Source organism: Silvania confinis (genome assembly GCF_025564085.1).
In the GTDB taxonomy this organism is placed as follows: domain Bacteria; phylum Pseudomonadota; class Gammaproteobacteria; order Enterobacterales; family Enterobacteriaceae; genus Enterobacter; species Enterobacter confinis.
In genome coordinates, this window is the sequence record NZ_JAMGZJ010000071.1 from 62511 (window position 1) to 74083 (window position 11573).

The 11573-nt window shown below is 54.4% G+C and carries 10 protein-coding genes; 3 read left to right on the plus strand and 7 right to left on the minus strand.

From position 1 onward, the window contains the following. Nucleotides 1-17 precede the first annotated feature (17 nt). The 7 genes from gudD to syd form a co-directional block, all read right to left on the minus strand. Nucleotides 18-1358: a glucarate dehydratase gene (gene gudD, locus M8013_RS07110; RefSeq protein WP_271267235.1), complete on the minus strand. Its 1341-nt coding sequence runs from the start codon at nt 1356-1358 to the stop codon at nt 18-20. Nucleotides 1359-1370: 12 nt separating this feature from the next. Beyond that, on the minus strand, nt 1371-2711 hold the full coding sequence (locus tag M8013_RS07115; protein WP_271267236.1) for an enolase C-terminal domain-like protein: 1341 nt from the start codon (nt 2709-2711) through the stop codon (nt 1371-1373). Beyond that, nucleotides 2711-4066, minus strand: coding sequence for an MFS transporter (locus M8013_RS07120; RefSeq protein ID WP_271267099.1), 1356 nt, complete (start codon nt 4064-4066; stop codon nt 2711-2713). Before M8013_RS07120 ends, M8013_RS07115 begins: the two co-directional genes overlap by 1 nt. A 488-nt stretch (nt 4067-4554) precedes the next feature. Further along, entirely contained in the window at nt 4555-5004 is a 450-nt protein-coding gene (locus M8013_RS07125) for a flavodoxin (protein WP_271267100.1), read from the minus strand. Nucleotides 5005-5028: 24 nt separating this feature from the next. Next, nucleotides 5029-5802 (minus strand): tRNA pseudouridine(65) synthase TruC, encoded by a 774-nt coding sequence (truC, locus tag M8013_RS07130; protein ID WP_271267101.1) that lies wholly within the window; start codon nt 5800-5802, stop codon nt 5029-5031. Then, nucleotides 5799-6125, minus strand: coding sequence for a YqcC family protein (locus tag M8013_RS07135; protein ID WP_271267102.1), 327 nt, complete (start codon nt 6123-6125; stop codon nt 5799-5801). The genes truC and M8013_RS07135 overlap by 4 nt, the downstream gene beginning before the upstream one ends. Before the next feature lie 633 nt (nt 6126-6758). After that, entirely contained in the window at nt 6759-7304 is a 546-nt protein-coding gene (gene syd / locus M8013_RS07140) for a SecY-interacting protein (protein WP_271267103.1), read from the minus strand. A gap of 69 nt (nt 7305-7373) precedes the next feature. Between syd and queF the strand changes: the two genes are divergently transcribed. The 3 genes from queF (at nt 7374) to M8013_RS07155 (ending at nt 11542) form a co-directional block, all read left to right on the plus strand. Further along, complete coding sequence (gene queF / locus M8013_RS07145; protein WP_271267104.1) at nt 7374-8216, plus strand: NADPH-dependent 7-cyano-7-deazaguanine reductase QueF; 843 nt, start codon at nt 7374-7376, stop codon at nt 8214-8216. Nucleotides 8217-8332: 116 nt separating this feature from the next. Further along, a complete protein-coding gene (ppnN, locus tag M8013_RS07150) occupies nt 8333-9697 on the plus strand; it encodes a nucleotide 5'-monophosphate nucleosidase PpnN (protein ID WP_271267105.1) in 1365 nt (454 codons plus the stop codon). A gap of 555 nt (nt 9698-10252) precedes the next feature. Beyond that, nucleotides 10253-11542, plus strand: a complete 1290-nt coding sequence (locus tag M8013_RS07155) for an HAAAP family serine/threonine permease (protein WP_271267106.1) — start codon at nt 10253-10255, stop codon at nt 11540-11542. Nucleotides 11543-11573: the final 31 nt, after the last annotated feature.

The following is an 11573-nucleotide window of genomic DNA, read 5'->3' on the forward strand; positions in this document are numbered from 1 at the left end:
AGGAACCGGCACCCGCCTTAGCGCACCATACAAGGGCGCTTGTTGTTAAATGTCCATTCCGGAATCAGGTACTGCATCGCCATCGCATCATCGCGCGCGCCAAGACCGTGCTGCAGATACAGCTCATGCGCCTTCATCACCTGATCCATATCCAGCTCAACACCAAGGCCTGGGGTGGCCGGCACCTGCACCATACCGCCTTTGATTTCGAACGGCTGTTTGGTCAGACGCTGGTTGCCTTCCTGCCAGATCCAGTGGGTGTCGATTGCGGTAATGTTGCCCGGCGCGGCAGCCGCCACATGGGTGAACATCGCCAGCGAGATATCGAAGTGGTTATTGGAGTGTGAGCCCCAGGTCAGACCGAACTCGTGACACATCTGCGCCACGCGGACCGAGCCCTGCATGGTCCAGAAGTGCGGGTCAGCCAGCGGAATATCGACCGACTGCAATGACAGCGTATGGCCCATCTGACGCCAGTCGGTGGCGATCATGTTGGTCGCGGTCGGCAGGCCGGTGGCGCGACGGAATTCCGCCATCACTTCACGCCCGGAGAAGCCCTGCTCAGCGCCACACGGATCTTCGGCATAGGCCAGCACGCCTTTCAGCTGTTTACCGATCCGAATCGCCTCCTCCAGCGACCAGGCTCCGTTTGGATCCAGCGTTACGCGCGCCTGTGGGAAACGCTTCGCCAGCGCGATAATGGATTCGGCCTCTTCTTCACCTGCCAGCACGCCGCCTTTCAGTTTGAAATCGTTAAAGCCGTACTTCTCGTAGGCCGCTTCCGCCAGACGCACGACCGCATCCGGGGTCATCGCCTCTTCATGACGCAGGCGATACCAGTCACAGGCTTCGTCCGGCTGGCTCTGATACGGCAGTGGGGTCAGTTTGCGATTGCCAACAAAGAACAGGTAGCCCAGCATCTCGACTTCGGTGCGCTGTTGCCCGTCGCCCAGCAGTGAAGCCACGTTAACGCCCAGGTGCTGACCCAGCAGGTCGAGCATGGCGGCTTCAATACCGGTTACCACGTGGATGGTGGTACGCAGATCAAAGGTTTGCAGGCCGCGTCCGCCCGCATCGCGGTCGGCGAATTCAGCGCGTACCGCATTAAGGATATTTTTGTAGGCACCCAGCGTTTGGCCCACCACCAGCGGGATGGCATCTTCCAGCGTTTTACGGATCTTCTCGCCGCCCGGGATTTCACCCACGCCGGTATGACCGGAGTTGTCTTTGATAATCACAATATTACGGGTGAAGAACGGGGCGTGTGCTCCGCTCAGGTTCATCAGCATGCTGTCATGACCGGCAACCGGTATAATCTGCATGGAGGTGACAACAGGCGTAGTAAATGTGCTCATAATTCAATCCTTTAATCAGTGGCGACCGAACGCCGGGCGTTTACGGTCAAATGTCCAACCGGGAATAAGGTACTGCATCGGGCCTGCGTCATTACGCGCGCCGCCAGGCAGCTTCTTGTAGGCTTCATGCGCTTTGTGGATCTGATCCCAGTCGAGTTCCACGCCAAGCCCCGGTGCATCAGGGACGGCAATCTTGCCGTCTTTAATTTCCAGCGGATTTTTGGTCAGGCGCGCTTCGCCTTCCTGCCAGATCCAATGGGTGTCGATGGCGGTCGGCGTGCCTGGGGCGGCTGCGCCAACATGGGTGAACATCGCCAGCGAAATATCAAAGTGGTTATTGGAATGGCAGCCCCAGGTTAAGCCCCAGTCGTCGCATAGTTGTGCGACGCGCACCGCGCCGGAAAGCGTCCAGAAGTGCGGATCCGCCAGCGGAATATCCACCGAATTGAGCATCACCGCATGGCCCATCTCGCGCCAGTTCGTGGCGATCATGTTGGTAGCCACCGGCAGGCCGGTGGCGCGGCGGAACTCTGCCATCACCTCACGCCCAGAGAAACCCTGCTCTGCGCCGCACGGATCTTCGGCGTAGGTCAGGACATCCCCCAGGCCTTTGCACAGTGCAATGGCTTCATCCAGCAGCCAGGCCCCGTTCGGGTCGACGGTAATGCGCGCATCCGGGAAGCGTTTTTTCAGGGCGCGGGCGCTGTCGATCTCCTGTTCGCCCGGCAAGACGCCGCCTTTCAGTTTGAAATCTTTAAAGCCGTAACGATCCTGCGCCGCTTCGGCCAGCCTGACCACCGCATCGCTGGAGAGCGCTTCCTGGTGACGCAGGCGATACCAGTCGTGGTTGCCTGCAGAGTGTTCCAGGTAAGGTAAGTCAGTTTTGGTGCGATCGCCGAGGTAAAACAGATAACCCAGCACGGTGACGGCATCGCGCTGCTTGCCGGGGCCGAGCAGTTCGCACACCGGCACGTTCAGCGCTTTGCCGAGCAGGTCGAGCAGCGCGGCTTCCAGCGCCGCCACCGCGTTAACCCGCAGTTCAAATGTCCAGGCGCCTTTCGCGAAAGTATCAAAATCGGCGGACTGATTGCCCTTGTGTACGCGCTGCACCACTTTGTTCAGGCGGGCGACTTCCTGGCCGACCACCTGCGGGATAGCATCGACCAGGGTCTGGTAAATCACTTCACCGCCCGGGGCTTCTCCGACGCCGGTATTCCCGGCGTTGTCTGTCAGCACCACGATGTTGCGGGTAAACCAGGCGTTATGTGCGCCGCCGATATTCAACAGCATGCTGTCCTGGCCGGCGACCGGGATCACCTTCATTTCAGTCACAACGGGACTCGATTGCATACTCATCATGAACGCTCCGGAACAGGTTTCAGCTCGATACGTTTGATATCACCCACCAGCACCAGGTAACTCAGTACCGCCACCAGGGCATGAATACCAACGTAGATCAGCGCGCCGTTAAACGACCCGGTAGTGCCGACGATGTAGCCAATCGCAATCGGGGTCACGATGCCAGAGACGTTACCAAACATGTTGAACAGGCCGCCGCTCAGACCGCTGATCTCTTTCGGTGCAGTATCTGCCATTACCGCCCAGCCCAGTGCACCGATACCTTTACCGAAGAAGGCCATTGCCATAAAGCCGATAATCATCCACTCGGCGTCAACGTAGTTACATACCACCATCGACATGGAGAGCAGCATACCGACTACAATCGGCGTTTTGCGGGCAATATTCAGTGACCCGGTACGACGCATCAGCCAGTCGGAAATGACCCCACCGAGCACACCGCCGATAAAGCCACAGATAGCAGGAACAGAGGCCACAAACCCGGCTTTCAGAATCGACATGCCGCGAGCCTGCACCAGATAGACCGGGAACCAGGTAATAAAGAAGTAGGTTAATGCGTTGATGCAGTACTGACCGAGATAGATCCCCACCATCATGCGGGAGCCCACCAGCTGTTTGATTTGGCCCCACTTCTGACTGAACGGGACTTTCTCTTTGCTGCTTGTCTGATCCATGTTGATCAGCGCGCCACCGGCGGCGATGTAGTCGAGCTCTTTCTGGTTTACGCCCGGATGCTGGTTAGGTTCGTGGATCACTTTCAGCCACACGAAGCTAATGATGATGCCCAGACCGCCCATAAAGAAGAACACATGCGACCAACCCACTTCGTGCGTCAGCCAACCCATGATAGGGGCGAAGATTACCGTGGCGAAATACTGCGCGGAGTTAAAAATGGAAACGGCAGTTCCCCTCTCCTGCGCCGGGAACCAGGCCGCGACGATGCGACTGTTGCCCGGGAAGGATGGCGCTTCTGCCAGCCCCACGAGGAAGCGCAGCGTAAACAGCGCGATAATGATGCCAAAGCCGTTAAAGATATCAACGAAGCCCTGCAGTAGGGTGAACATGGACCAGATAAAGATGGACCAGAAGTAGACGCGTTTTGAACCGAAGCGATCCAGTAACCAACCGCCCGGGATTTGGCCGATAACATAGGCCCATGAGAATGCGGAGAAAACGTAACCCATTCCAACCGCATCCAGACCGATATCTTTTGCCATTTCTGAACCGGCAATTGACAGCGTGGCGCGGTCGCCATAGTTGAAGGATGTGACGATAAACAGCATCACCACAATCCAGTAGCGAGCATTTGTGCGCTTTTCAGCGCTGCTTGCAGCCTGGCTTAATGTACTCATTATTGCACTCCTGAATCATAGCTTTTTCGCTACGTTCATTCTGAACAACGCAACCTGTAGGGTAATCAGAATGACGTGTTTGTGTTTTTTGCAGTTTTGAACATGAAGGTCGTATCGCCTTGCTGACTGCATTTTTATTAACTGGCGAAAAAAGTATAAGTAAGGATCAAGCTCCCTCTCACCGTGCAACAACACAACATTGGTCCGATCATGTTCAGTTGTTTATGGCAAAAGCCCTGGCTGATGGAAGAGACTTCACGGAAATGAAAACTGCCTGTTGGTAAGCGGCAGACGAGCGGCAGGGAATGGCGGGAGTGTGAAACAGGTCGCTTGACGCAGTGAAAATGTCGGCTATTGCCCCTGATTCAGATAAGGATTTGCGGGCGATTGCCCAATGCTAACTCGATTCAGTGACCTTACACTGGATGTAAGGTCGCTTTGTTAACTGGCAACGGGTTCTGGCCCTCCGCATCCGGGAGGGCCAGACCTTATTTTAACAACGTACCCCAGTTTTCTACCCAGGGATTGGATTCGCTTTCCGGTTCTGGATGTTCAGAGGCATCAATCATCAGCATTTCACCCACACGCTGGGCGCTTTGCTCTTGCAGCAGGGCATCGAACTGCTTACCGCCACCGCAGAAATTCGCATAGGAGCTGTCGCCAAGGGCGATAATGCCGTAGCGCGTCTCTGGCTGATAGCCGAGGGTATTTTTGATGGCCTCAAACAGCGGCACGATACTGTCGGGTAGATCGCCCTGTCCGGTTGTCGAGGTCACCACCAGCACATAGTCGCTCTGGTATTTTTGCCAGTCGGCCAGATCTGAATCTTCATAGACCGTGGCTTTATGCCCCATCCCCGCAAGAATAGCTTCGGCCTCTTCTGCCACCAGCAGCGCATTGCCATACATCGTACCGACAAAAATTCCGACTACAGCCATGTTTTACTCCCTGATTAGACGCAATTACCGATCATCCTGAACGTTGGCGACGTCAAACTCAACCCTTTCATTTTCGGGGAGTTGCCCGCACCAGCCAAACTGTGACAGCGCCTGCATCCACACCGCATCGAGTCCGGCCCGAATGATCAGCGGCTCATGGGTAAACGGGTGAGTCAGGCTCAGCTGGCTGGCGTGCAGCATCAGCCGATTGCAGCCAAAATGCTCTGCGGCACTGCGATTCTGGCGCAGATCGCCATGCTTACTGTCGCCGATAATCGGGTGGCGCAGATGCGTAAGATGACGGCGCAGCTGGTGTTTGCGTCCAGTTTTCGGCTCCAGTTCGACCAGGCTGTAGCGCGAAGTCGGGAACTTGCTGACCGGGATCGGCATCTCGGTGGTCGCCAGCCCACGATAATTCGTCACTGCAGGCTGTGGGCCTTTGTCATCGCGGGCAAATTTATCGGCGATTTTGTCCAGCTCTTCAACCAGCGGATAATCCAGCGTTGCGGCATCGGTCAGCCAGCCGCGGGTGATGGCATGGTAGCGTTTCTGGATCTGGTGCTGCTCAAACTGCTGCGACAGCCGTCGGCCAGCCTCGCTCGACAGCCCCATCAGCAGTACGCCGGACGTCGGTCTGTCGAGCCGATGAGCCGTAAAAACGTGCTGACCAATCTGGTCGCGCACCGTCTGCATCACCACCACTTTCTCATCCCGATCGAGCCAGCTACGGTGAACCAGCCAGCCGGACGGTTTGTTGACGGCGACTAACCACTCGTCCTGATAAAGGATCTCAATCATAACGGGTCGCCAAATAACGCATCCAGCGCCAGCAGCTCTGCCAACACCACAGAGCGGGCCGGATGGGCGGCATCCAGTGCCATTTCATAATAGGGCGCAATCGCAAAGCCGTTTGGCAGCGGGTGACCGCCATCAATCAATGCGTGCATCCGGGGAATGAGCACCCACTGCAGCCATTCAAACGGCTCCAGGGTATCCATGCAGAAGGGTTGTGTACTCTCAAACGCGTTGGGCTGCGGCGCCGTCTCTTGCCACAGTTGATGATCGCGCAATAAGGCTTCGAGTGCCTGCAGCTGTGCGCGCACGCTGTCGTGATGCGTCATGAAAACCTCAACTGAAAAACTGAACGGCGCGCAGCATAGCAAAGACTGCGCAGAAATAAAAAAAGGGAGCACTGTAAAAACAGTGCTCCCGGTTCGTTTCGCAGCAATCCAGCTACTTTTTTGGTGCTCCCTGCTCATCCGTGACAACTTTTCCTCTGACCCGAAGGTCTGGTCATCCCTCGACCGCTGCATCCTGCACACATCATCCTGATGTGTCTGTTTCATCCTGAAACGTCCTGGCCTTCCTGACCCACCGGACATCCATACCGGCTCTCGTTCTCCTTCCTGGAGGTGTCCTTCAACGCGTCCTGCGTTATCCTCTTGCTTCTTCCTGAAGCCTTCCTTGTTGCGCCTTCCTGACGTATCCAGATTAAGAAACGCCATCATCCTGATGTTCGTTTCTTGCGTCGGCATCCTGTCGACAGACATAGAATCCCTTATTCCGCTTCGTCTTACAAGGTACCCTGTAAGCCAGATAAAAGAGATAACGCGGGCGAGACTGCCGAGAAAAACAAACAATCCACTGATAATTAATAAGTTTTCATAGAAAGAGTGAATAAAGAATTTGATCAGATACGGCGATCTCTCACAACCTGTGTAAGAGATCTCTCACAAACGCAGTAGTAATCTGGATTACACGATGGGATGAAGTTGGTTGAGGAAAACCGCAAGAGAGTCAGAGAGTACCTGGCGATTGCGCGTACCAATTGTCTCTTTGAGCACTTCGCCCGTAAGATTACAGACGGAGATAATATCCAGTTCGCTGTCCAGCGTAGCGATGAAGAACGTTGGCGACAGCTTCAGGCGTTTTTGCGTAACCAGATGCCCGATCAGGTTCTCCTGCACGCGCTGAAAGTCATCTTCGCTCCAGGTTTGTAGCAGCATCAGCGTTTCGTTATCGAAACGAGCGCCCATATCCCCGGCAAACTGTGTGGTATAGAACGCAGTAACGGCTGGTTGTACCACAATATTCATGGCACGTTCAATTGGCTTTACATTCTGTTCTGCCGTGAATGGCTGAGGCTGCCAGATAACGCTGTCTCCGGCGGCGGTAATAATGCAGGGCGAAGGAATGCCGGACAGCGCTTCGCTCTGGGGCCATGTTCCATTTTGTTCATGCCATGCGTCACAATAGCGCGCGGTAAATGCCTTCAAAGCCGCAGCAGTCTCTTTATCCACCGGTTTCTCTCTTCATATAAGCCAGGATACACTCAGTCCTATAGTTTACCTTTAAAGTGACAATGAAACATGTCTTACGAAAACCATGATGCCTTATCAGGCTTAACGCTGGGCAAAACCACCGCCTACCGTGACATCTACGATGCCAGCCTGTTACAGGGCGTGCCGCGCAGCCTCAATCGCGATCCGTTGGGCCTGAAAGCTGACGCTCTGCCCTTCCACGGCGGCGATATCTGGACCCTGTATGAACTCTCCTGGCTGAATGCCCGCGGTTTACCGCAGGTGGCAGTGGGTCATGTTGAACTCGATTACGCCAGCATTAACCTGGTGGAATCAAAAAGCTTTAAGCTCTACCTCAACAGTTTTAACCAGACTCGTTTTGACAGTTGGGAAGCGGTTCAACGCACGCTGGAGCGCGATCTGAGTGCCTGTGCACAAGGCAACGTGACTGTCGCGCTATATCGCGTTGACGAACTGGAAGGTCAGCCGATCGCCCACTTCCACGGCGCCTGCATTGATAATCAGGATATTGAGATAGACAACTACCAGTTTGATACCGCCTGGCTGGAAAATGCCGCCAGCGGCAAAGTAGTGGAAGAGACGCTGGTCAGTCACCTGCTGAAATCCAACTGTCTGATCACCCATCAACCCGACTGGGGTTCGGTACAAATCCAGTATCGCGGGGCAAAAATCGACCGTGAAAAGCTGCTGCGCTATTTGATCTCATTCCGTAACCACAATGAATTCCACGAGCAGTGCGTCGAACGCATCTTTAATGACATTCTGCAGTTCTGCCAGCCAGAATCGCTGAGTGTCTACGCGCGTTACACCCGACGCGGCGGTCTGGACATCAATCCGTGGCGCAGCAATACCGATTTCGTGCCGGCAACCGGCCGCTTAGTCCGTCAGTAACAGAAATAATTTCACAATATGCGCGCTAGCTTCCGCGCTTTGGGTTGTGAAAGGTCATAAGCCAGGGCTATTGTAATCAACAGGGAAAGACGATAAACGTCCCATAAGGAGCTCACTTGATTACACATATTAGCCCGCTTGGCTCAATGGATATGTTGTCGCAGCTGGAAGTGGACATGCTCAAGAGCACGGCCAGCAGCGATCTTTATCAACTGTTTCGCAACTGCTCACTTGCCGTTCTGAACTCCGGTAGCCTGACCGACAACAGCAAAGAGCTGCTGTCCCGCTTTGAAAGCTTCGATATTAATGTCCTGCGCCGGGAACGTGGCGTGAAGCTTGAGCTTATCAACCCGCCAGAAGATGCCTTTGTTGATGGGCGAATCATCCGTGCTCTGCAGGCCAACCTGTTTGCGGTACTGCGCGATATTCTGTTTGTTAACGGTCAAATCAGCAATGCCGGGCGTTTCCAGCATCTGGATCTGGAAAGCTCAGTCCATATCACCAACCTGGTCTTCTCTATTCTGCGCAACGCCCGTGCCCTGCACGTGGGCGAAGCACCGAGCATGGTGGTCTGCTGGGGCGGGCACTCTATCAACGAGAACGAATATTTGTACGCCCGTCGCGTGGGAACCCAGTTGGGTCTGCGCGAGCTGAACATCTGCACGGGTTGCGGCCCTGGCGCAATGGAAGCCCCAATGAAAGGCGCAGCGGTGGGCCATGCCCAGCAGCGTTATAAAGAGGGACGCTTCATTGGCATGACCGAACCGTCAATCATTGCCGCTGAACCACCCAATCCGCTGGTCAACGAACTGATCATCATGCCGGATATCGAGAAGCGTCTTGAGGCGTTTGTGCGTCTCGCTCACGGGATAATCATCTTCCCTGGCGGGGTGGGCACGGCAGAAGAACTGCTGTATCTGCTGGGCATTCTGATGCATCCGGCCAACCAGGATCAGGTACTGCCGCTGATCCTGACCGGCCCGAAAGAGAGCGCCGACTACTTCCGCGTGCTGGATGAATTCATCGTCCACACCCTGGGCGAAGCCGCGCGTCGTCACTATCGCATCATCATTGATGATCCCGCAGAAGTCGCGCGGCTGATGAAAAAGGCCATGCCATTGGTGAAAGAGAACCGCCGTGACACCGGGGATGCCTACAGCTTTAACTGGTCGATTCGTATCTCTCCAGATCTGCAAATCCCGTTCGAACCCTCGCACGAGAATATGGCGAACCTTAAGCTGTATCCCGATCAGCCAGTGGAAGTGCTCGCTGCCGATCTGCGTCGGGCGTTCTCCGGCATTGTGGCGGGTAACGTGAAAGAGGTAGGTATCCAGGCTATTGAAGAGTTCGGTCCATATAAAATTCATGGCGATCGCGAGATGATGCGCCGCATGGACGATCTGCTGCAGGGCTTCGTTGCTCAGCACCGCATGAAGCTACCAGGCTCTGCCTATATCCCTTGTTACGAGATTTGTGCGTAGCCTTTTTAAGCCCGTGCGTCAGCCGGGCTAACCATTTCCGCTTCCTAAGCCGGGTAAGGCGTTCTCGCCGCCCGGCTTTTATCTTCCTGTCAGACACATAGTCCGCAATCCACTATCGTTTTCGCTTATGTTTTTGCTAATTCACAACACGACGCAAACGATTACCTCGATTTTGAAACCGTGTCTTATCATCCCTAAGTGCCAAAAACCGCAAAAAAACACTATAAACAATCGTCTTTACAGCGTAAGTCACCTATCTTTCAGGCCCTCTATCTGACGGCATGTCGTTAATGGTAGCCTTCGCGACCATTAATTTGCCATGACGATTCCTTAGCAGACAAATGGTCTAAATATATCCATATCAAAAGTGGATTATCGCATTTGGGATCGCGATCACTGATAGATCCATTACTAAAATGTATCTTTCCGCCCGCCAAAAGAGACGGGTGAAAATTATATAAAAACCGTCACTGAACGAATTTCATATTACAGTCAGGACGTTTTTCATCGGATTTGACTAGAAACCTGACATTTAGCTACTTCCCGGAGATACAGATGGAAACCACCCAAACCAGCACCGTTGCTTCGATTGAATCCCGAAGCGGATGGCGTAAATCAGATACCATGTGGATGCTTGGCCTGTATGGCACAGCAATCGGCGCTGGTGTTCTTTTCCTGCCTATTAACGCAGGCGTTGGCGGATTAATTCCGCTGATTATCATGGCGATTATCGCGTTCCCAATGACCTACTTTGCACACCGCGGCCTGACCCGCTTCGTGCTGTCCGGTAAAAATCCGGGTGAAGACATCACCGAAGTTGTAGAAGAACACTTCGGTATCGGTGCAGGCAAACTCATTACCCTGCTGTACTTCTTCGCGATTTACCCGATTCTGCTGGTGTATAGCGTCGCTATCACTAACACCGTAGAAAGCTTTATGACCCACCAGCTGCACATGACGCCGCCACCGCGTGCGATCCTGTCGCTGATTCTGATTGTCGGTATGATGACCATCGTGCGTTTCGGCGAGCAGATGATCGTAAAAGCGATGAGTGTGCTGGTCTTCCCGTTTGTTGTGGCTCTGATGGTGCTGGCCTGCTACCTGATCCCACAGTGGAACAGCGCGGCGCTTGAAACCCTGTCCTTCAGCAGCGCATCTGCCACCGGCAAAGGCCTGTGGATGACCCTGTGGCTGGCAATCCCGGTGATGGTGTTCTCTTTCAACCACTCCCCGATCATCTCCTCCTTCGCGGTAGCGAAACGTGAAGAGTACGGTCAGGGCGCAGAGAAGAAATGTTCCAGCATCCTGGCACGCGCCCACATCATGATGGTGATTACCGTTATGTTCTTCGTCTTCAGCTGTGTACTGAGCCTGTCCCCGGCGGATCTGGCAGCAGCAAAAGCCCAGAACATCTCGATTCTGTCTTACCTGGCAAACCACTTTAATGCACCACTGATTGCCTGGATGGCGCCAATCATCGCGATTATCGCAATCACCAAATCCTTCCTCGGCCACTACCTGGGCGCACGTGAAGGCTTTAACGGCATGGTGATCAAATCACTGCGCGGTAAAGGCAAAAGCATTGAAATCAACAAGCTGAACAAAATCACCGCGCTGTTCATGCTGGTGAGCACCTGGGCCGTTGCGACCATGAACCCGAGCATCCTCGGCATGATCGAAACCCTGGGCGGCCCGATTATCGCGATGATCCTGTTCCTGATGCCGATGTACGCGATTCAGAAAGTACCTGCGATGCGTAAATACAGCGGCCATATCAGCAACGTCTTCGTTGTGATTATGGGTCTGATTGCCATCTCCGCTATCTTCTTCTCGCTGTTCGCTTAATTCCTCTCGCGCCGTCTTCGGACGGCGCACC